19 protein-coding genes are annotated in these 21,530 nt (G+C 65.7%); 8 read left to right on the top strand and 11 right to left on the bottom strand.

Translation table 11 applies throughout. From position 1 onward, the window contains the following. Nucleotides 1–9 precede the first annotated feature (9 nt). Together I6N89_RS12225 and I6N89_RS12220 are read left to right on the top strand one after the other, a co-directional pair. Nucleotides 10–480 (top strand): pyridoxamine 5'-phosphate oxidase family protein, encoded by a 471-nt coding sequence (locus I6N89_RS12225; protein WP_207018730.1) that lies wholly within the window; start codon nucleotides 10–12, stop codon nucleotides 478–480. 20 nt (nucleotides 481–500) lie between these two features. Next, entirely contained in the window at nucleotides 501–956 is a 456-nt protein-coding gene (locus I6N89_RS12220; protein WP_207018729.1) for a CreA family protein, read from the top strand. Nucleotides 957–963: 7 nt separating this feature from the next. Here I6N89_RS12220 and I6N89_RS12215 read toward each other — a convergent pair whose 3' ends face one another. After that, the gene (locus I6N89_RS12215) at nucleotides 964–2,139 is read right to left on the bottom strand and encodes an FAD-dependent monooxygenase (protein ID WP_207018728.1); all 1,176 of its coding nucleotides are present in this window, start codon (nucleotides 2,137–2,139) and stop codon (nucleotides 964–966) included. 122 nt (nucleotides 2,140–2,261) lie between these two features. Continuing rightward, nucleotides 2,262–2,684: an RNA polymerase-binding protein DksA gene (dksA, locus tag I6N89_RS12210; protein WP_076705136.1), complete on the bottom strand. Its 423-nt coding sequence runs from the start codon at nucleotides 2,682–2,684 to the stop codon at nucleotides 2,262–2,264. Nucleotides 2,685–2,985: 301 nt separating this feature from the next. Between dksA and I6N89_RS12205 the strand changes: the two genes are divergently transcribed. Next, nucleotides 2,986–3,828 (top strand): AAA family ATPase, encoded by an 843-nt coding sequence (locus I6N89_RS12205; protein ID WP_207018727.1) that lies wholly within the window; start codon nucleotides 2,986–2,988, stop codon nucleotides 3,826–3,828. A gap of 6 nt (nucleotides 3,829–3,834) precedes the next feature. Here I6N89_RS12205 and I6N89_RS12200 read toward each other — a convergent pair whose 3' ends face one another. From I6N89_RS12200 to I6N89_RS12180, 5 genes are all read right to left on the bottom strand, one after another. After that, the gene (locus I6N89_RS12200) at nucleotides 3,835–4,440 is read right to left on the bottom strand and encodes a hypothetical protein (protein WP_207018726.1); all 606 of its coding nucleotides are present in this window, start codon (nucleotides 4,438–4,440) and stop codon (nucleotides 3,835–3,837) included. Nucleotides 4,441–4,579: 139 nt separating this feature from the next. Then, complete coding sequence (locus tag I6N89_RS12195; RefSeq protein WP_207018725.1) at nucleotides 4,580–5,656, bottom strand: ABC transporter ATP-binding protein; 1,077 nt, start codon at nucleotides 5,654–5,656, stop codon at nucleotides 4,580–4,582. A gap of 108 nt (nucleotides 5,657–5,764) precedes the next feature. Then, nucleotides 5,765–7,342, bottom strand: coding sequence for a pyruvate kinase (locus I6N89_RS12190; RefSeq protein WP_207018724.1), 1,578 nt, complete (start codon nucleotides 7,340–7,342; stop codon nucleotides 5,765–5,767). Between the two features lie 105 nt (nucleotides 7,343–7,447). Continuing rightward, nucleotides 7,448–7,996 (bottom strand): RSP_2648 family PIN domain-containing protein, encoded by a 549-nt coding sequence (locus I6N89_RS12185; protein WP_207018723.1) that lies wholly within the window; start codon nucleotides 7,994–7,996, stop codon nucleotides 7,448–7,450. Next, complete coding sequence (locus tag I6N89_RS12180) at nucleotides 7,993–9,186, bottom strand: RSP_2647 family RNA methyltransferase (RefSeq protein WP_207018722.1); 1,194 nt, start codon at nucleotides 9,184–9,186, stop codon at nucleotides 7,993–7,995. The genes I6N89_RS12185 and I6N89_RS12180 overlap by 4 nt, the downstream gene beginning before the upstream one ends. Nucleotides 9,187–9,429: 243 nt before the next feature. Here I6N89_RS12180 and edd point away from each other — a divergent pair, with 243 nt between their 5' ends. Continuing rightward, a complete protein-coding gene (gene edd, locus I6N89_RS12175) occupies nucleotides 9,430–11,235 on the top strand; it encodes a phosphogluconate dehydratase (RefSeq protein ID WP_207018721.1) in 1,806 nt (601 codons plus the stop codon). A gap of 309 nt (nucleotides 11,236–11,544) precedes the next feature. On the opposite strand, the gene I6N89_RS12170 is transcribed toward edd, so the two are convergent. The 3 genes from I6N89_RS12170 to I6N89_RS12160 form a co-directional block, all read right to left on the bottom strand. Beyond that, entirely contained in the window at nucleotides 11,545–13,899 is a 2,355-nt protein-coding gene (locus I6N89_RS12170; protein ID WP_207018720.1) for a TRAP transporter large permease, read from the bottom strand. A 14-nt stretch (nucleotides 13,900–13,913) separates the two neighbouring features. Continuing rightward, on the bottom strand, nucleotides 13,914–14,843 hold the full coding sequence (locus I6N89_RS12165) for a TRAP transporter small permease subunit (protein WP_207018719.1): 930 nt from the start codon (nucleotides 14,841–14,843) through the stop codon (nucleotides 13,914–13,916). Between the two features lie 138 nt (nucleotides 14,844–14,981). Continuing rightward, nucleotides 14,982–16,067 (bottom strand): TRAP transporter substrate-binding protein, encoded by a 1,086-nt coding sequence (locus I6N89_RS12160; RefSeq protein WP_207018718.1) that lies wholly within the window; start codon nucleotides 16,065–16,067, stop codon nucleotides 14,982–14,984. Between the two features lie 230 nt (nucleotides 16,068–16,297). On the opposite strand from I6N89_RS12160, the gene I6N89_RS12155 reads away from it, so the two are divergent. Together I6N89_RS12155 and I6N89_RS12150 are read left to right on the top strand one after the other, a co-directional pair. Next, on the top strand, nucleotides 16,298–17,719 hold the full coding sequence (locus I6N89_RS12155) for a cache domain-containing protein (protein ID WP_207018717.1): 1,422 nt from the start codon (nucleotides 16,298–16,300) through the stop codon (nucleotides 17,717–17,719). Next, a complete protein-coding gene (locus tag I6N89_RS12150; protein ID WP_207018716.1) occupies nucleotides 17,716–18,360 on the top strand; it encodes a response regulator transcription factor in 645 nt (214 codons plus the stop codon). Before I6N89_RS12155 ends, I6N89_RS12150 begins: the two co-directional genes overlap by 4 nt. A gap of 58 nt (nucleotides 18,361–18,418) precedes the next feature. On the opposite strand, the gene I6N89_RS12145 is transcribed toward I6N89_RS12150, so the two are convergent. After that, entirely contained in the window at nucleotides 18,419–18,631 is a 213-nt protein-coding gene (locus I6N89_RS12145) for a hypothetical protein (RefSeq protein WP_207018715.1), read from the bottom strand. A gap of 463 nt (nucleotides 18,632–19,094) precedes the next feature. Between I6N89_RS12145 and I6N89_RS12140 the strand changes: the two genes are divergently transcribed. Beyond that, nucleotides 19,095–20,849: an acetolactate synthase 3 large subunit gene (locus I6N89_RS12140; RefSeq protein ID WP_207018714.1), complete on the top strand. Its 1,755-nt coding sequence runs from the start codon at nucleotides 19,095–19,097 to the stop codon at nucleotides 20,847–20,849. Between the two features lie 107 nt (nucleotides 20,850–20,956). After that, on the top strand, nucleotides 20,957–21,520 hold the full coding sequence (gene ilvN / locus I6N89_RS12135; RefSeq protein WP_207018713.1) for an acetolactate synthase small subunit: 564 nt from the start codon (nucleotides 20,957–20,959) through the stop codon (nucleotides 21,518–21,520). Nucleotides 21,521–21,530: the final 10 nt, after the last annotated feature.

Genomic DNA, 21,530 nt, shown 5'->3' with positions numbered 1-21,530 from the left:
GAGGACATTATGCCCAAGGATCTGAAATCCGATTTCTGGAGCCAACTGAAGGATGTGCGCGCCGGGCTTCTGGCCGCAGATGGCGAGCGCCCGGTGCCGATGGCGCCCTATGCCGACAAGGAAGATGCGACGATCTGGTTCATCGCCTCCAAAGGGACAGCTGCCGACCGCGCCGCCAAGAGCGGAGGCGAGGCATCGTTCCACATCGCCGATTCGAAAGCGCATCTATACGCCAATGTTTTCGGCAAGCTGACCGAGGAGCGCGATTCCGAAAAGCTCGGCGAGCTGTGGAACTCTGCCTCTGCCGCCTGGTTCAAGGACGGGCGCGAGGACGACGCGGTGCAGCTGGTGAAATTCACCCCGCATGAGGCCGAAGTCTGGAAAGGCGACGGCGGCATCAGCTTCCTGCGCGAGATCGCCAAGGCGAACATGACGGGTGACATGCCCAATCTGGGCGATCATGGTCGCGTCGTCTTCTGATCTACGCAAGGAATCGCCCGATGAAACCTTTCCGCCTCGCCGCCCTGCTCTGCCTGAGCCCTCTCTTCGCCAGCGCCGAGCAGGTCGGCGAGGTCGGTGTCGACTGGACCGGCAACGATATCGTCATCGAGGCCATCGCCGATCCGGAGGTGAAGGGCGTGACCTGCCATGTGGCCTATTTCGACCGGGGACTCATTGACCGGCTGAGCAAGGGCAACTGGTTCGAGGATCCGTCCAACGCCTCCATCGCCTGCCGCCAGACCGGCCCCATCGAGATCGGCGATATCGACCGCAGCCAGGAAGGCGAGGACGTGTTCCGCGCCTCGCGCTCGATCATCCTGAAGAGCCTGCGGGTGAAGCGGATCTTCGACGAGGAAAACCAGACGCTGATCTATCTGGTGCATGCGCGCGAGCTGGCCGACGGGTCTGCCAAGCTCGCGATCTCCACCGTGCCGCTTTACGGCTCGGAGCAGTAGCTGCCGTTCAGGCGATCGAGGTCACGTCGTGACCGTAGATCCAGTCGAACTGCCGCAACATGCGCTCGGGCGCCAGGCGCCCGGCCAGACCCAGCCCCAGATGCGCCGCGCCGCGGATGAGCGGGTTGCGCAGGTGGTATTTCCAGGCATTGGAGGTGGCCGCGGCCACGATCCGCGCGCAGCGGTCGCGCCGCCGGCTCTGATACCGCGTCAGCGCCGCCGCCTGATCGGCGTCGGAGGCCAGGCAGGTCGCCAGCGACCAGGCATCCTCAAGCGCCATATTCGCCCCCTGCGCCATGAAGGGCAGCGTCGGATGTGCCGCGTCGCCCAGGATCGCCACGCCCGGCGCATGCCAATGCCGCGCCACCGGATGGCGGAAGAGCCCCCAGAGCCCGACCCGGTCCACCGCGCCCAGCATCGCCGGTACCGCACCGCCAAAGCCGGCAAAGGCCGCGCGCAGGTTCTCCGGCGCATCCTCATGCGACCAGCTTTCCTCAACCCAGCCTTTGCGCTCCTCGGCGGCGACGAGGTTGACGCTGGAGCCGTCGCGCAGCGGGTAGCTCACCAGATGCCGGCCCGGCCCCATATGCACATGCACCTCGGGCGGATGACCAAAGATGTTCGGCACCACCGCGCGCCAGGCCACCTGCCCGGTGAAGGACGGCGTCAGCACGCCGTTCAGCGCCGCGCGGATCACCGAATGCAGCCCGTCGGCCCCCACCACCAGATCGCCGCCCACCCGGTCGCCATTGCAGAGCTCCAGCGCGGGCCGGTCGCCGGACGTGATGTCCCGCACCTTTTGCAGCAGCCGGATCTCGACCCCCGCCGCGCGCGCGGCGCAAGCGAGGAGATCCACCAGATCGGCGCGATGCACGAAGTAATATTCCTGCCCGCCCGGCAGCCGCCCGAGATCGAGCCGCAGCACCGCCTCGCCCTCGCGGTGATCGCGCAGCACCACCGCCCGGCCCCGGCAGGAGCGCGCGCGCAGCGCCGCCCCCAGCCCCAGCGCCTCGATCACCCGCAGCCCGTTGGGGCTGACCTGGATGCCGGCACCGACCTCGTTGATCTCGCCCGCCTGTTCCAGCACCCGCACCTCGGCGCCGTGGCGCCGCAGCGCCAGCGCCGCCGCAAGCCCGCCGATGCCGCCGCCCGCGACGATGATTTTCCTGCCCGTGAGCGCCATGAAACCTGCCTTCTTCTCGCCCGGGCTTTCCCGGGAACGCAAAGCGCCGGAGCGGTCGCCCCGGCGCTTTGATCGTGATCTCTCTCCCGAAAACCGCGCCCTGCGCGGCCCCCGCGCCGGCATCAGTCGTCGCGATGCACCTTTTCGCGGCGTTCGTGGCGCTCCTGCGCTTCGAGGCTCATGGTCGCGATGGGGCGCGCGTCGAGGCGCTTGAGCGAGATCGGCTCGCCGGTGACCTCGCAATAGCCGTATTCGCCCTCGTCGATGCGGCGCAGCGCCGAGTCGATCTTGGCGACCAGCTTGCGCTGACGATCGCGCGTGCGCAGCTCGATGGCACGGTCGGTCTCTTCGCTGGCGCGGTCGGTGACGTCGGGAATATTGCGGGTGGCTTCCTGCAGCGCCTCGATGGTGTCGCGGCTTTCTGCAAGAATGTCGTTTTTCCAGGCAATCAGCTTGCGGCGGAAATATTCGAGCTGGCGCTCGTTCATGAACGGCTCGTCCTCGGCGGGACGGTAGTCGTCCGGAAGGAAGGTTTCGGGCTTCATTTCTGCTCCCTCTGAAAAGCCGCGCGGCGGCCTGGTTTGCCCAGCCGCCCGGCAGCACCCCTTGCGAGGCTGCACTTAGCCGAACCCCCGCAGGTTGTCACTACACAATCAGATGGCAAGCGTACGTTTTTCGGGCGATTTCCCGGCCAACGGGCGACAAATGCCCAAACCGCGGGCAGAGGCTTTCCGCGCAGGAAACAAAGGCGCTTTGCACCCCGTCACGCACCGTCGCAGGGGGCGCCGCTTGCACTGCACGGGATGTGTCACTATCCCTTTTCAGGCAATCCCAAAGGAGCCCGCAATGCGCTTTGACGGCACCGACGATTACGTCGCCACCGACGATCTGACCATGGCGGTGAACGCCGCGATCACGCTGGAACGGCCGCTTCTGGTCAAGGGCGAGCCCGGCACGGGCAAGACCGAGCTGGCCCGCCAGGTTGCCGCCGGGCTGGGCCTGCCGATGATCGAGTGGAACATCAAATCCACCACCAAGGCGCAGCAGGGGCTTTATGAATACGACGCGGTGAGCCGGCTGCGCGACAGCCAGCTCGGCGACGAGCGCGTGCATGACGTGTCGAACTATATCCGCAAGGGCAAGCTCTGGCAGGCCTTCGAGGCGGAGAACAAGGTCGTGCTGCTGATCGACGAGGTCGACAAGGCGGATATCGAGTTCCCCAACGACCTGCTCCAGGAACTCGACAAGATGGAGTTCCATGTCTACGAGACCGGTGAGACGGTGAAAGCGCGGGTGCGCCCGATCGTGATCATCACCTCCAACAACGAGAAAGAGCTGCCCGACGCCTTCCTGCGCCGGTGCTTTTTCCACTACATCAAGTTCCCCGATCACGAGACGCTGCGCCGCATTGTCGAGGTGCATCACCCGGGCATCAAGCAGAGCCTGCTCACCGCCGCGCTCACCCAGTTCTACGAGCTGCGCGAGCAGAGCGGGCTGAAGAAGAAACCCTCCACCTCGGAGGTGCTGGACTGGTTGAAACTGCTGCTGGCCGAAGATCTCGATGCCGAGGATCTCAAGCGCGACGGCGCCAGCGCCCTGCCGCGTCTGCACGGCGCACTGCTGAAGAACGAGCAGGATGTGCATCTTTTCGAACGGCTGGCCTTCATGGCGCGGCGTCAGGGTCGCTGAGCCGTCTCAGCCATTGACCCGTTGCAGCAACTCTCGCTGTTGCCGGCGCGACCCGACTTGCGCGGTAAGCACGCTAGACGGGCGGAAGCGCATCCGTCCGGCCTCGCGCGAAATCTCGTAGCGCTTCCTGCCGCCTGACAGCTTGTGGGCCTGCTGCGCGGCCACAACCACGGTGATGTCGACCGCTTCGCAGCGGTCGAGGCTCATATCTTCGTCCATCTGATGGGCGGCCCGCTTCACGATCCTGCGCAGCGACCCGATGTCGATGGCCTCGCCACCGCGCAGCGGCCCCTGATTGGTTTTGTCGCGGAAATCGCCGCCCACGGGATCGTCGTCTTCGACCCGATCGGTGACGGTGGCCGAACGCCGCTCGTCGCCGAAATCCAGCTCGATCAGCACGGCAAGGATATAGGCGACGTCAGAGCCCATATTGGTGACGAGGCAGCGCGCATCCTCGCCGTTTTCCGACGCCATGCCGATATGCACCACCGTGCGGTTGGCGCGCCGGAAGCTGGTAAAGAAAAGCTGAAGATAGGCCAGCCAGATCACCAGCATCAGCGCGTTCAGAACGGCGTTCAGCGCCGGTGCCTGCGTTCCGATCCAGTCCCACATCTCGCGCGTTCTCTCCCGTAGCTTCCGCGTATGGGCGGTAACGCGGGCAGGTGCCGGGCCGTTCCGAGGGGACCGGGAAGGCCTGGCTTCACCACCGACTTAGCGGATACGGGCGCGGTTGAGCGTGTCGGCAGGGGCGTCATTTCACCGGGAACACAAAGCACCGGTCGCGCCGCACCGTCAGCCACATCGGCGTGCCGGGCTTCGGCAGGAAGACATTGGGCACCGTCGCCTTCAGCACCTCGCCGTTGAAATCCATCCGATATTCCACGAGGCTTTCCGACCCCATGAACCGCGCCCGCTCCACCACGCCGCGCGCCGGCGTGCCTGCCATGGCGGTGGGGTTGGGGCCGCGCCCGGCGCGGTCGAAGTCGATGCCCACATGCTGCGGACGGAAGACAATCTCCACCTCATCGCCATCGGGCACCCCCGGCGCCAGGAACTGGCCAAAGGGAGTCTCTGTAAGCGCTCCTTGAACTTTTCCGCGCAACACGTTGATGTCGCTGAAAAACGCCACAGCCGCCTTGTCGGCGGGCGCGTTGTAGATATTGTAGGGTGCGCCGCGCTGCACGATGCGCCCATCGCGCATCAGCGCGATCTCGTCGGCCATGCGCATCGCCTCTTCGGGCTCATGCGTGACCAGCAGCACCGAGGCGCCTTCCTCTTTCAAAAGCGCCAGCGTCTCGTCGCGGATGCCGTCGCGCAGCCGGTTGTCGAGTCCGGAAAACGGCTCGTCCATCAGCATGATCTTGGGGCGCGGCGCGAGCGCCCGGGCCAAAGCCACGCGCTGCTGCTCACCGCCAGACAGCTGGTGCGGATATTCGTCGATGTAATGCGCGAGCCCCACCCGTTCGAGCAGCTCCAGCGCGCGGGCGCGTTTCTCCGCCTTCGGACCCTTGAGGCCAAAGGCCACGTTCTCGCCCACCGAGAGATGCGGGAAGAGCGCGAAATCCTGGAACATCAGCCCGATCCGGCGCCGCTCCGGCGGCACGCGGAACACCGTGTCGCAGATCAGGTTGCCGTCCACATGGATGGTGCCCTCGTCCTGCATGTCGACGCCGGCGATCATCCGCAGCGTCGTCGACTTGCCGCAGCCCGACGGCCCCAGCAGGCAGGTGACATGGCCGGGCTGGATCGTCAGCGAAACGTGATCGACCACGCTGCGCCCTTCGAAGCGGCGCACAAGATCGCGGATTTCCAGCCGTGGTGTCTTCAAGCGGAGCTGCCCTCTGCGCTTTCCGATTAAAAATATCGGATTATCTCAAAGGGATTACCAGCCCCCATGCCGCCCCGCAACCCTACGGCGGCAGAGCTGGCACAGGCCTTACAGATCCTGCGGCCCATGCCAGGCGCGCAGCGGCCCGAGCCGGGGGGATTTCTTGGAATAATGCCGGTCCATGCGGCGAAGGATGCGGCTGAGAAACCCCACCGCCTCCGCCGCGTGCGGGCCCTTGTTCAGCATGACACATTCGGCGCGCTGCGCCATCGCCGCGTCGGTGGCCTCGGCGCGGCTGGCGCTGCCGAGCTTGGCCAGCCCCTCGAGCACCTGCGTCGCCCAGACCACCGGCACGCCGGCGGCCTCGCAGATCCACAGGATTTCCTCCTGGATCTCGGCCAGCCGGATCAGCCCGATCTCCACCGCCAGATCGCCGCGCGCGATCATCACCGCCACCGGTCCGGCGCTGCCCGCCTGCACGATCAGCCGCGGCAGGTTGCGCACCGCGCGCTCGGTCTCGATCTTTAGGATCACTGCCGGGCGGGCCGCACCTTCGGGAAGCCGCGCATCGAGCGCCGTGTGCAGGGCGCGGATATCCTCCGGCGTCTGAACGAAGGAAAAGCCGATGGCATCCGCCAGCGTCACCACCGTGTCGAGCGCGTCCTGATCGGCCTCGGCCAGTGCCGGGATGTCAATGTCGATCCCCGGCAGGTTCACACCCTTCTCGGGCGCCAGCCGCGTGCCGGTATCCGCGGCGGTCTCGACCTCCAGCAGCGCGCTGTCGCCATCACGCGCCACCACCCGCGCCGAGAGCTTGCCATCGTCGAACCAGAGCCGCGCGCCGACAGCGGCACGGTCGAGCAGCTCGGGGTGGCTGAGGCTGGCCTCCGGCAGATCGCCCGCCCCGGTCACCGCCCGGACGAGGCGCAGGCGGTCGCCTCTCATCAGCTTCGGACCGGCGGCGCGCGGGTCGATCCCCGCCTCTTCCAGCTTTTTCAGGCGCTTCTTCTTTTCGCGCTTGAGGAAGGCCTTGGGCATCCGGATATCCAGCGTGCGCACCTTGGGGCCGGCCAGATCCATCACCACTTTCACATCCCGGCCCAGCTGCGCGGCGGCGTCGCGGGCATATTGCGCCATGCGCGCCCAGGCCTCGGGTGTGTCATGGGCGCAGTTGATCCGCACGCAGGTGGCGCCGGCGGCGATGAGCGAGGCGACCAACGCCGGGTCATCCGCCGCCTCGCTCGGCAGGGTGATCATGATGCGAGTCTCGGGGCCGGCGGGATCGGCGCCGAAGATCAGGTCACGGTCGCGCAGCACATGCGCCGTGAGCGCCGCGCCGGGCCGCAGCGCACGGTCGGTTGCCGGCGCGTCGCCCTCCAGCGCCTGAAGCGTCGCGATCACCGAGTCGAGCGTGGCGATCACATGCGCCTCCGCCCGGCCCAGCGAGGACAGCCCCAGCGCCGAGAGCGCCGCCTGCACATCCGTCAGGTCGCGTTTGCGCAGGGCGAGATATTGCGCGAGGTTCTCGGCCCGCTCGCGGAAGGCGGTGTCGTGCAGCGCCGGCGCCCAGCCGGAAAGCGTGCCCTCCGCTTCAGCGATGACCGAGGCGCGCAGTTCGGAAAGCAGCCCCTCAAGCTCCGCCGCAAGCGCCGCGGCGCCAATCCCGTTGCCGATGAGATCCTTCATTTTCCGTTTGTCCCGAATGCCTTGACAGGCGCTCAGCATAACGCGGGCGGATGACAGATCTGCGACGTTGCGGCGCTACATATCGCCGCGCTCGGGTCTGCCCGTTCAGGCGCCGGCCTCCAGCGCCTTGCCCAGACGCGGCAGGCGGGCCTTTTTCAGCAGGCGGCGCATGGTCCAGTCCTCGCCCGAAAGCCGCCGCGCCTCGTCCAGCACCGCCTCGCAGGCCTCGCGCACCAGCCCCGGCTGCGCCTCGTAGAGCCCGCGCAGGAAGCCGTCGGCATCGACCCGCGACAGGCCCTCTTCGGCGAGGATGCCGCGCGGGAAATCCTTGGCGTTTTCGGTGACGATCAGATCGGCACTGCCGGCAATGGCGGCGGCCAGAACGTGCAGATCCGCCGGATCGGGCAGCCAGAGCCGCGCCTCCAGCGAGGGTTTCCAGCTCACCTCGGCGCCGGGCCATTTGGCGCGCACCTGCGCGATCTCGCCGCGCGCCTGCACCTCGCCCATTGGGCCGAGCTTGCGCGCCGCCCGCGCCCATTCCTCAAGGATACGCTCCGACCAGAGCGGCGTGAAAAGCCCCGCCGCCGCCACGCCCAGCAGCACCTCGCGCATCACCGTGGGGTAGAGCACGCAGGTGTCGAGCAGCACCTTCACAGCCGGAAGACCAGCGCCTTGAGATAGCCCGACTCCGCCAGTTGCGGCAGCAGCGGGTGATCGGGACCGGCAAAACCGGTGTGGAGGAGCTGCGCGCGACGCCCGGCGCGACCGATGCCACGCAGGCAGGCGCCGGTGAAGCTCGACAGATCGGCGGCATGCGAGCAGGAGCAGAGCACCAGATAGCCGCCCTCCTCGACCAGCGGCGCCGAGAGCCGCGCCACCCGCTCATAGGCGCGCAGCCCGGCATCGAGCGCCGGTTTCGACGGCGCAAAGGCCGGCGGGTCGCAGACAACGAGGCCGAAGCGCGCGCCGTCGTCGCCGAGATCGGTCAGCATGTCGAAGGCATCGCCCTGACGGGTGCTGAACCGCGCGCTGGCGCCCATGCGCTGCGCGCCCTCTTCGGCCAGCGCCAGCGCGGGCGCCGAGCCGTCCACCGCCAGCGCCGAAGCGGCGCCGCCGGCCAGCGCGGCCAGGGCAAAGCCGCCCACATGGGAAAACACATCGAGCACCGCCTGCCCCCCGGCCAGCCGCGCCGCAAAGGCGTGGTTCGGGCGCTGGTCGTAGAAGAGCCCGGTCTTCTGCCCGCCGGTCAGATCGGCCATATAGGTGGCGCCGTTCATCTCCACCGGCAGCGGCGCATCGGGCGCGGCGCCCAGCAGCACGGCATTGGTGTCGTCGAGCCCTTCGAGCTGGCGCCCGCGCGAGCCGGCGTTCTTCAGGATATTGCGCACGCCGGCGACCTCGGCCAGCGCCTCGGCGAGCGGGGTCAGCAGCATTTCGGCCCAGGCGGCATTGGGCTGGATCACGGCGGTGTCGCCAAAGCGGTCGATGATCACCCCGGGCAGCCCGTCGGCCTCGGCGTGGACCAGCCGGTAATAGGGCGTCGGATAAAGCCGTTCGCGCAGCGCCAGCGCCCGCGTCAGCCGCGCCACCAGCCAGTCATAGCCGATCCCGGCCTTTGCGTCGCGGTCGAGCATGCGCGCGGCGATCTTCGAGGCCGGGGTGACCCCCACCAGCCCCACCGGCATGCGCGCGGAATCCTCCAGCACCGCGACGGTGCCGGGAGCCAGCGCCTTGGTGCGGCGGTCGAGCACCAGCTCGTTGGCATAGATCCAGGGAAAGCCGCGGCGGATGGCGCGGACATTGGCTTTGGGCGTCAGGCGGACGACTGGCAATTCGGCTGTCATGATGCTCCCATAGCGCGGCGCCCGGAGCGAGAAAAGCACGGAAATGAGTCAGCTTGCGCGCGTTGCCGCGACGTCCGCGATTGCCCGGAAACAGGGCAGAGCCATCGCACCCTGTCCGCCAATCCCTGCCACGATCCGCCAGCGCGTGGCTTAACGCTTTACTGATAGCGCTAACCGATTTACATGCTGGGGCAAGCGATGCCCCGCCGCGCAAGCGGGGCGGCCAGAGAAAGGATCCCTGCTATGCCCCTCGACGCCACGATCGCCAAGGTCACAGACGCCATCGAAGCACGCTCGGAGACCCGCCGCGCCACCTATCTCGACCGCATGCGCCGCGCCGCCGACGAAGGCCCGCGCCGGGCGCATCTGACCTGTGGCAACCAGGCCCATGCCTATGCGGCGATGGGTGTGGACCAGAGCGCGCTGGCCGAGGGGCACGTGCCCAATCTCGGTATCGTCTCGGCCTATAACGACATGCTCTCGGCGCATCAGCCCTTTGAGCGCTTTCCCCAGATCATCCGCGATGCGGCGCGCGGCGCCGGCGGCACCGCGCAGGTGGCCGGCGGCGTGCCCGCCATGTGCGACGGCGTCACCCAGGGCCAGGTCGGCATGGAGCTGTCGCTCTTTTCGCGCGATGTGATCGCGCTGGCGGCGGGGGTGGCGCTCTCGCACAACACCTTCGACGCGGCGGTCTATCTCGGCGTCTGCGACAAGATCGTGCCGGGGCTGGTGATCGCGGCGGCGACCTTCGGCTATATTCCCGGCATCTTCCTGCCCGCCGGCCCGATGACCAGCGGTCTGCCCAATGACGAAAAGGCCAAGGTGCGCCAGCAATACGCCGCCGGAGAGGTCGGGCGCGACAAGCTCATGGAGGCGGAGATGGCCTCTTATCACGGGCCGGGCACCTGCACCTTTTACGGCACCGCCAATTCCAACCAGATGCTGATGGAGATCATGGGGCTGCACCTGCCGGGCGCGAGCTTCGTGAACCCAAACACGCCGCTGCGCGACGCGCTGACCACGGTGGGCGCGACGCGGGCGCTGGAGATCACCCGGCTCGGCAATGATTATCGCCCGGTCTGCGACATCCTCGACGCCAAGGCATTCGTGAACGGCATTGTCGGGCTGATGGCCACCGGCGGCTCGACCAACCTCGTGCTGCACCTGCCCGCCATGGCGCGCGCCGCGGGGATCGAGCTGACGCTGGAGGATTTCGACGCGATTTCCTCGGTCACGCCGCTGATGGCCAAGGTCTATCCCAACGGGCTTGCCGACGTGAACCATTTCCACGCCGCCGGCGGGCTGCAATTCCTCATCGGCGAGCTGCTGGACGCAGGCCTGCTGCATGAGGATGTGAAAACCGTCGCGGGCGACGGGCTGTCGCTCTACACGCAGGAGCCCAAGCTGCGGGACGGTGTGGTGAGCTATGAAGAGGCGCCGAAGGGCAGCCAGAACGACAAGATCCTGCGCCCGGCAGGAGAGGCGTTCCAGCCCACCGGCGGGCTCAAGCAGCTTTACGGCAATCTCGGCCATGGCATGATGAAGATCTCCGCCGTGGCGCCCGAGCGCCATGTGATCGAGGCGAAGGCGCGGATCTTTCACGATCAGTCGGAGGTGAAGGATGCCTTCAAGGCGGGCGAATTCACCGAGGACACGATTGTGGTGGTGCGCTTTCAGGGGCCGAAATCAAACGGCATGCCCGAGCTGCACTCGCTGACCCCGACGCTGGCGGTGTTGCAGGATCGCGGGCTCAAGGTGGCGCTGGTCACCGACGGGCGCATGTCGGGCGCGTCGGGCAAGGTGCCCTCGGCGATCCATATCTGCCCCGAGGCCGCCGATGGCGGGCCGCTGGCCAGGCTGCGCGACGGCGATCTGGTACGGGTCGACGCGGTGGCGGGCACGCTGAGCTGTCTGGAAGAGGGCTTTGAGGCGCGCGAACCGGTGACGGCGGATCTCACGGGCAACGGTCACGGCGTCGGGCGCGAGCTGTTCGAGGCGTTCCGGCAGAATGTCGGGCTGGCGTCGAACGGGGCTGCGGTGGTGGTCTAGCACAGGCTGCCGCACAACATGCGCAACGGAAGCCGGGCCCAGCGGCTGCCCGTGGGCTGACGCTCTGCCCGCTGAATCCCGTACTTTATCCCAGCCAGATCCGAAGGACCTCTCAGCTATACGCCAACGTCACCAAAGCGGCAGCCCGCCAGGACGGGCAGCCGCTGGGCCCGGCGGCTTCGCCTTGATTCCGGGCCAGAGGTGCGGGGATTGAGCTAGGGATCTTTGCCTGTATAGCGCTCCCTCCCCCCAAAACCGAAAAAGCGGGCCAAAAGGCCCGCTTTTCCATGCCTCGACCAGCATTCCCGATCAGTTCGGGATCAGGTCCGGGATGATCGTCACGATCCCCGGCGCGAACCACAAAAGCGCCAGACCCGCCACCTGGATCGCCACGAAGGGCAGCACCCCCCGATAGATATGGCCCGTGGTTACGCTCGCCGGCGCCACGCCGCGCAGATAGAACAGCGCGAAGCCGAAGGGCGGGGTCAGGAACGAGGTTTGCAGGTTCACCGCGATCATGATCGTCACCCATTTCGGATCGAAGGAGCCGCCATAGATCACCGGCCCGACGATGGGCACCACGATGTAGATGATCTCGAGGAAATCCAGCACGAAACCCAGGATGAACAGCACCAGCATGACGATCAGGAACACCTTGTGCTCGTCGTCGAAGCTTTGCAGGAACTGCTGGATATAGTGCTCGCCGCCGAAGGAGATCACCACGAGGTTCAAGAGTTGCGAGGCCACGAGGATGGTGAACACCATCGAGGTCACCTTGGCGGTCTCGCGCACCGCCGGCCCCAGAACCCCGGCCTTGAGCAGCACCCAGCAGGCAAAGAGCAAGCCGAAGAGCGCATAGAGATAGGCCGCCTGCGCCACGAGGAAGGCGATCCAGCTCTCGGCACTCACCGACTCCGCATTCACCCGCAGGTCGAAATTGACGCCGACGAGGATCATCACCACCACCGCGAAGGTCGACCACAGGATCACCTTGGGCGAGCGGTCCTGTTCGCGCAGCTTGCGGTAGGCGGCCAGCATGATCGCCCCCGCGGCGCCGAGCGCGGCCGCCGGCGTCGGGTTGGTGATGCCGCCGAGGATCGAGCCCAGCACCGCCACGATCAGCACCAGCGGCGGGAAGACCACCCGGATCAGATCGTTCTGCGACAGGCGTTGCGCCGCGTGCTTGGCCCCATACAGCGCCAGGATCCACGGCACGGCCATCAACGCCACGGTAGCACCCGGTGACATCTGCGGCCCGATGAAGAGCGCATCCACAATGAGCCCCAGCGCCAGCCCGGCGCCGCCAATGAGCAGCGGCAGCGGCTCGGAGCTGGGCGAAACCGCCCTGCCCCAGGCCAGCACGATTCCGAGCAGCACAGCGATCACCGCGATGCCGGTACCGATGGGCGCGGCATTGTCGATCTTTGCCTGAAGCGCTGCCGCCCGTTCCTCATCGGTGAGGCGGTGACCCTGATCGACACCGCCGGCGGCGTCGATCTCGGCCTGCTGCGCGACGGCCTCGTCCCAGGCCGACTGGCCGTGCAGCTCGATCATCGCTTCCTGGCACTGCTCGCCGACATTGGTGCGCAGGCTGGCGGTCTGACCGACATCGGAGAAGCTCGACACGGTCAGCGACTGCGAACCGACCATATTGACCTGGCTAAGGCCGATGGTCGCCACGATCAGCAGCAGCGGCACGCCGAGATACCAGGTGAAGGCCTCGCCGCGCGTCACCGGCTCGCCCATGGCCGCCTCGCCATGCACCGGCGGCGCCTTGGACGGGTTGAACATGGCAAAGCCGAAGGCATAGGCGGCATAGAGCACCGCCAGCAGGATCCCCGGCAGCAGCGCCGCCTGAAAGAGCGTGCCGACAGAGACCACCGCCGGCTCGCCGAGATAGGTCAGTGCGTCGGTGCAGCCCATGGATTGCGCCCGGGCCTCCTGCGCGGTCGAATAGAGATCGCCCGCCAGCGTGCCCAAAAGCACGATCACGATGGAGGGCGGAATAATCTGCCCCAGCGTGCCCGAGGCCGCGATGACCCCGGTCGCCAGCTCGGGCGAATAGTTGTTGCGCAGCATGGTGGGCAGGGCCAGCAGGCCCATGGTCACCACGGTGGCGCCGACGATGCCGGTGGAGGCGGCGAGGAACGCGCCCACCACCACGATGGAAACCGCCAGACCGCCGGGCAGCGGGCCAAAGACCCGCGCCATGGTCTTGAGCAGATCGTCGGCGATCTTGGAGCGCTCCAGCACGATGCCCATCATCACGAACATCAGCACCGCGAGCAGCGTCTCGATGCTTTGGCCCGCGATCACCCGCTCGTTGATGCGGTTGACGATAAACGAGACATTGCGGTCGAGCGCCACTTCCCAGCCGCGGTCAAAGACCGGCATCGCGTAGCGCGGCAGCTCCGGGTATCGGAAGATCGAAATCGCGTCTTCCTTCACCCCGCTGGCGACCAGCGCGTTATAGGCCTCCGATCCGGTGTCGATGGCTTGGTGCACCAGCAGCCCCGCGCTGTCGAGCGCGGCGATGATGCCAAAGGAGATCACCCCCGCGCCGCCGATGGCAAAGGCCACCGGGAAGCCGGAGAGAATGGCGGAAAAGAGCGTGAGAAAGACGATGATCAGACCGATCTCGACGCCGTCCAGGCCGAATAGCATGTGTCAGATCCCTCTCAGAATTCCGCGTGGTCGTAGGCTTCTTCGCCCGTCTCGACCCGGTCGTGATCGTGATATTTGCCCTCGCTCTCCTCGCCTTCCTTCCATTCCAGGTAGGAGCGCCAGAAGAAGGTCACGCCCTGGAGGAAGATGAAGCCGCACATCAGGACGATGAGGATCTTGAAGAGGAAATAGGCGGAAAAGCCGTTGGGGCTGAAGCCGATGGTCTCGACATTCCAGCGCAGCGCGCGCGATTTCATCAGCAGCCGGTCGAGCCCTTCGGAGGCCGAGGGCTTGGGCACGATGAGATGGCGCCACAGGAAGAACCAGGAATAGAGCCACATCAGCGTGGCCATGGGCAGCATGAAGAACAGGCTGCCGAACATGTCGATGATCTTTTTGGTGCGGTATTTCACCGGCGCATAGACCAGATCGACGCGCACATGGCCGCCCTGGATGAAGGTATAGGCAAGGCACAGCGCCACGACGATGGCGTTGTAGAGCTTAAGCTCTTCCGACCACCAGCTCACATCGAAGGTCACCGGCACGCCAAAACCGAAGGACAGGTCGGGCCGGGCAAAGATGCGCTGCACGAAGATGATCACCACCTGTTGCAGCACCATGATCAGCCCCGCCCAGGCGGCGACGCGGCCCACGGTGTTGCCGAAGGCTTCGAGCCCCCGGACCATGCCCCACATGACGCTGTTGCGCCAGATCCCGATGACGGTCAGCACCAGCACCGTCGTGAACACGACAAAGAACAGCTCCGGCGATGCGCCGTAATACACGAAGCGCATGACCGCTTCGCTGTCCGACCAGTTCAGCCAGCTTGACGGATGCGTCAGCGCGTAGCCGAAATTGTAGAAGGACATGGCAATATTGCTGAAGAACCAGACCAAGCCGTTCAGGATTGCGCCGAACGCTCCGCCCGTGGCTGCGTCTTCCATGACCTGAGCCCCTGTTTGCGGTGTGTCGTCCCGGGACGTGCTCTGCCCCGCTTTCGGGCGGGCCGCCGCAGGATCTTGTTAGAAAGCAGATACGCCCCCGCGGGATACGCGGGGGCGTCAACTGCGCGATATGCCGGGTCAGAGACCCATGACGCGGTTCCGCTGCGCCGAGAAGGCGCCTTCGGAGCGGCTGATCCACTGCGCCGAAGAAGAGAGCGACGCCATGTAGCTGTCGTAGCAGCGCTTGTAGAGCTCGTCGCCCATCGGCTCTTCGACCACTTCCTTGGCCGCCGCGCCGAACGCGTCCCAGACGCTGTCGGGGAATTCCATGATCTTGACGCCGCCGGACTGGAGACGCTGAAGCGCCGCCGAGTTGTTGGCCATGAAGAGCGACATCGTCCAGAGGTTGCCGGCGCGGGCGACCTGCGAGACGATTTCCTGCTGCGCGGGCGTCAGGCTCTCGTACACCTCAAGGTTCATCGTCAGGTTCAGGTTCGGCCCCGGCTCATGGAAGCCTGCGGTATAGTAGGTCTTGGTGATTTCCTGGAAGCCGGCCTTCTCGTCGGCCCAGGGACCGATCCACTCGGTGCCGTCGATCGCGCCCGAGCTGAGCGCCTGGTACACTTCCGCGCCCGGCAGGTTCTGCACCGATGCGCCGAGCTTGCCCAGCACCTGACCGCCCTGCCCCGGCATGCGGAACTTGAGGCCCTGGAAGTCTTCGGGCGAGGTGATCTCCTTGGAGAACCAGCCGCCCGATTGCGGGCCGGTATTGCCCGACGGGAAGGCCTTGAGGCCGAAGATCGAGTAGAGCTCGTCGCACAGCGCCATGCCGCCGTCATGGTAATACCAGTTGGCATATTCCATGAAGTTCATGCCGAACGGGATCTGGCTGAAGAAGCTGATCGCCGGATGCTGGCCGAGGAAGTAGTAATCCACCCCGTGATACATGTCGGCCTGACCTGCGGACACGGCGTCGAACACCTCGAAGGCGCCCACGAGCTCGCCGGCAGCCTTGAGCTCGACGGTCAGCTGACCGTCGGTTGCCGCGGTGATCTGGTCGGCGCAGTATTGTGCGTTGTCATGTACACCTGCGAGGCCGCGGCCCCAGGTGGTGACGAGGGTGAGCGTGCGGCGACCCTGAGCGTAGGCAGGCGCTGCAAGCGAGGTCGCGGCGGCGGCAGCGCCACCGGCCGTGGTGGCCCTCAGAAAAGAACGGCGATCCATTGATGTCCTCCCGAATTGACGTGCGCAATACCGCTCCTCCGGACTGCGCGGATCTTCGTGTTCCGGCAGCCTAGTGAGAGCGCAATCAAAGGAAAATACCCAGTGCTACGTAGACGGGCAGCATTCTTGCGCGAAAGCCCTGGAATAAAGCGCTCTGAAAACTGCATGCCGTTGGGGAACGGACCTGTTTCATGGTTTGATCGGGTACGAATCAACCGATATCCGAGGCCATGCCCGCGATTCTCGACCGTCTGCACCTGAGTTACGGCCAGAAGCTCTTTCTTCTGGCCTCGGTGCCGCTGATCGTTGCGGCGGCGGCGATTTCGGTCGTGGTGGCCTCGCAATCCCGCGCGATGGCGGAAAGCGAGATCCGCACGCTGGAGACCCAGCTCATCGAAACCAAGAAGCAGGAACTGCGCAATTACGTCACCCAGGCGCGCAATGGCTTTTACTTCATCTACGGTGTCGCCGCCCCCGATGACGAAGAGGCCAAGACCCGGGTCTCGCAGATCCTCGCGGCAATGATCTATGGCGATGACGGGTCGTTCTTCGTCTATGATTACGACGGCACCAACCTCGTCTCCCCCCGCCGCACCGAAATGATCGGGCGCGACTGGTCCGGGCTGGAGGACAGCGAGGGCACGCCGATCACCGACCGGCTGATCGAGATCGCGCGACAGGGCTCGGGCTATCACACCTATCTCTGGCCGAAACCCTCGACCGGCGAGGAGGCGCGGATGATCTCCTTCGTGCTGGGCTTTCAGGACTGGCAATGGGCGGTGGGCACCGGCGTCTGGATCGACGATGTCGTCGAGCAGGTGGCGGCGGCGCGGGCGGGTGTCGAGGAACGGGTGCGGCACACCTTCCTTTATATCGGCGGCATCACCCTCTCGGCGCTGCTGACGGTGTTCCTGTCGGGGCTGATGCTGAACATCCGCGAGCGACGGCTGGCGGATGCCAAGCTCAAGGAGCTGACCCAACGTGTCTTTGACGCACAGGAAGAAGAGCGCGGTCGCGTGGCCCGCGAACTGCACGATGGCATCAGCCAGATCCTCGTCGGGGTGAAATACGCGCTGGAGATCGCAAGGCGGCGACTGATCACCGGCGATGCCCGCGCCGGTCAGGCGCTGGAGCGCGGGCAGGAAAACCTGCTCGGCGCCATTCAGGAGGTCCGCCGCATCAGCCGCGACCTACGGCCCGGCACGCTCGACGATCTCGGGCTCGGGCCGGCGCTGAAGGCGCTGACCGACGATTTCCACGCCCGCACCGGCATCGAGACGGTGTTCGAGACGGTGGTGTTCCGCAACCGCATCGACCAGGAGGGGCGCATCGCGCTCTACCGCATCGCGCAGGAGGCGCTGACCAATATCGAGCGCCATTCCGGCGCCACGCGGGTCGATATGGACCTGCGCGGCCACCGCCGGGGCGCGACACTACGGGTCTCCGACAACGGCCACGGCATCGACCCGGAGACCGGCAAGGGTCATCGCGGCATCGGGCTGCGCAACATGCAGGAGCGCATGGACCAGCTCGGCGGCACGCTGCGCGTCTTGTCCTCGCGCTCTGGCACCGTTATCGAGGCGCAAATTCCCCTGTCCCACCTGCTGCCACCCGAGGATGGCAGCGCTTCGACGCCGAGGGCCCGCGCATGACCCGCCCCACCCGAGTTGCCATTGTCGACGATCATCCGCTCGTGGCGGAGGGGATCGAGGCGATCCTCGATAGCTATGACGAGATCGACGTGGTGGGCACGCTCTCCGGCGGACAGGAGATGATCGACGCGCTGGACGAGCTGGCGCCCGACGTGATCCTGATGGATCTCAACATGCCCGGCCTGAACGGGCTGTCGGCCACCGAGATGATCCTCGAACGGCGCCCTGAGACGAGGATCCTGGTGCTGTCGATGCATGACACGCCGGAATATATTTCGACGGCGCTGGGGCATGGCGCGGTGGGCTACGTGCTCAAGGACGTGCCCACCGACGAGATCAAGCGCGCCATCGACACGGTCATGGCGGGCGGGCGCTATCTCTGCACCGGTGCCGAGGGCGCGCTGCGCCCGGTGATGACAGGCGGGCGCGAACAGCTCACCAACCGCGAACAGACGGTGCTGTTGCAGCTGGCGCAGGGAAAATCCAACAAGGAGGTGGCGCTGGCTCTGGATATCTCGGTGCGCACGGTCGAGACCCACCGCAAGAACATCAAGCGCAAGCTCGGCATCAGCTCTACCGCGGGCCTCACCCGCTATGCGCTGGAGCATGGCGTCTTGCAGGGCACCGGCGTCAACGTTTGAGAGCGCCTCTGCGCGGCGTGCCCGAACACCCGCGCTTGCCTTCGCGCATCCCGTTCGCCTAGATCAACGGCCCCGCGCCCCGGCTCTCACCGCAGTCTTTCAACAGCACTTGAAGCAACCGGGGGTGGTTCACCGCATCCCGAGCAATCTCGCCCCCCGCGTCCCGCGCAGGCCCCAGCAGATGCGCCAGCACTAGAAGCGCCACAAGCAGCGCCGCCTTAAGCATGGTGAAATCGCGGGCGGTTTTGTGGAACGTGCGATGGATGGCCATGTCATCCTCCCTCAGCGGATACTGAACCGATAAGTTCAGATTGCCGCAAAATCATGTTTCACGCAAATCACGAAGCCGCGCGCCGGCCTTGACCCGGCTCGCCCGGCCACCTTGCGCCGGGCGGGAGAAATGTGTCTGAATCTCTGCCCCATTTCGAAAACAGCCCAAATTCTTTCCGAAAATGTCGCCTGAAAGCGCCATCTGGAAACTTTCGCAAAAACAAAGCCGCGCGGAATGTGATTTTTCGCGGATTCCAAGGTTGACGCCCCTGCCCCATGCTCCTAATGTCCGCCCCGCGCAACCAAGGAGTCCACCCCGTGGAACGGCTCGTACTGATTGTAGGAAAATGGCGCATGGGCCGGTAACTCGGAACCATAACGGATCCCCATGCGCCCCCGAAATTCTCGGGGGCTTTTTTATTGCGCAGCGCAAAAATGAATGACGTCGTAAACGGAGACACGCGATGACACGTCAGATGACCGGAGCGAAAATGGTGGTTCAGGCCCTGAAGGATCAGGGTGTGGACACGGTATTCGGCTATCCCGGTGGCGCGGTTCTACCGATTTACGACGAGATCTTTCAGCAGAACGATATCCGCCACATCCTCGTTCGCCACGAACAGGGCGCGGTGCACGCTGCCGAAGGCTACGCACGCTCGACCGGCAAAGTCGGCGTGGCGCTCGTCACCTCGGGCCCCGGCGCCACAAACGCCGTCACCGGACTCACCGATGCGCTGATGGATTCCGTCCCGATCATCGTGCTTTCGGGACAGGTTCCGACCTTCATGATCGGCTCGGACGCGTTTCAGGAGGCCGATACCGTCGGCATCACCCGCCCCTGCACCAAGCATAACTGGCTGGTGAAGGATACAGCGAACCTGTCCTCGGTGATCCATCAGGCGTTTCATGTGGCGGCCTCGGGCCGGCCTGGCCCGGTTCTCGTCGACATTCCCAAGGACGTGCAGTTCGCCAGCGCGGAGTACACGCCCAAGCCCAAGGCGCCGGTCGGCCATTACCAGCCGCAGGTCAAGGGCGACATGGAGACCATCACCCAGCTGGTCGAGGCGCTGGAAAACGCCGAGCGCCCGGTGTTTTACACCGGCGGCGGCGTGATCAACTCGGGCCCGGCGGCAAGTCAGCTGCTGCGCGAACTGGTCGATGCCACCGGCATTCCGATCACCTCGACCCTGATGGGGCTTGGTGCCTATCCGGCCAGCGGCAAGCACTGGCTGGGCATGCTGGGCATGCATGGGCTCTACGAGGCCAACCTCGCGATGCATGGCTGCGATCTGATGATCAATATCGGGGCCCGCTTCGACGACCGGATCACCGGCCGCATCGACGCGTTCTCGCCGAAATCGAAAAAGGCGCATATCGACATCGACCCGAGCTCGATCAACAAGGTGATCAAGGCCGATATGCCGATCGTCGGCGACGTGGCGCATGTGCTGGAGGACATGCTCAAGGTCTGGAAGGCGCGCGGCCGCAAGGTCAACCGCGAGGCGCTGGCGAAATGGTGGCGGCAGATCGCGGAGTGGAAACAGGTCGACTGCCTGAAATACAAAAACTCCGAAACCACCATCAAACCGCAATACGCGCTCGAGCGGCTGGAAGCGCTGACCAAAGGCATGGACCGCTATATCTGCACCGAGGTCGGCCAGCATCAGATGTGGGCCGCGCAGTTCCTGGGATTCGAGGATCCCAACCGCTGGATGACCTCCGGCGGCCTCGGCACCATGGGCTACGGCACTCCTTCGTCCATCGGCGTCCAGGTGGCCCATCCCGACTCGCTGGTCGTCAACGTCGCGGGCGAGGCCTCGTGGCTGATGAACATGCAGGAGATGGGCACCGCGGTGCAGTATCGCCTGCCGGTCAAGCAGTTCATCCTCAACAACGAGCGGCTGGGCATGGTGCGCCAGTGGCAACAGCTGCTCCATGGCGAACGTTATTCGTCGAGCTGGTCCGAAGCGCTGCCCGATTTCGTCAAGCTCGCCGAAGCCTTCGGCGCCAAGGGCATTCTTTGCAAGGATCCCAAGGATCTGGACGATGCGATCATGGAGATGCTGAACTACGACGGGCCGGTGATCTTCGACTGCCTGGTCGAGAAGCATGAGAACTGCTTCCCGATGATCCCGTCGGGCGAGCCGCACAACAAGATGCTGCTCGGCGACGTCAAGGCGACCAATGCCATTGCCGGCAAGGGCGCCGTGCTCGTCTGATCCCGGAACGCCCGAGATTATTCGTACGAAAAATCTCGGGCCGCCCCCTGCTTCAACCGAGAATTTTCGGATGAAAATTCTCGTGTTCCGACCGGAAAGGAATGCCAATGTCCGCGCTACAGATCAAAAAGGGCTCGTCCAAACACTCGGCCTACAACCTGCGCCCGACCTTCTCGGATGTGCAGGAGTCGCACACGATCACCGTACTGGTGGAAAACGAGCCCGGCGTGCTGGCGCGCGTCATCGGCCTGTTCTCGGGCCGTGGCTACAATATCGACAGCCTGACCGTGGCCGAGGTCGACCACGAGGGGCACCTGTCGCGCATCACCATCGTCACCACCGGCACGCCGCAGGTGATCGAGCAGATCAAGGCGCAGCTCGGTCGCATCGTCTCGGTGCGCGACGTGCACGACCTCACCGCCGAGGGCAGCTCGGTCGAACGCGAGCTGGCCCTGATGAAGGTGGTGGGCAGCGGCGAAAAGCGCGTCGAAGCGCTGCGGCTGGCGGATATCTTCCGCGCCAATGTGGTGGATTCGACGCTGGAGAGCTTCATCTTCCAGCTCACCGGCGCGCCGGACAAGATCGACGCCTTCGCGGATCTGATGCGGCCCCTGGGGCTGGTTCAGGTGGCGCGTACCGGCGTCGCAGCCCTGGCCCGCGGCCAGAGCTGATACCCCGCAG

It is taken from the genome of Salipiger abyssi (assembly GCF_017311415.1).
Taxonomy (GTDB): domain Bacteria; phylum Pseudomonadota; class Alphaproteobacteria; order Rhodobacterales; family Rhodobacteraceae; genus Salipiger; species Salipiger abyssi_A.
This window is presented reverse-complemented; position numbering and strand designations above follow the sequence as displayed.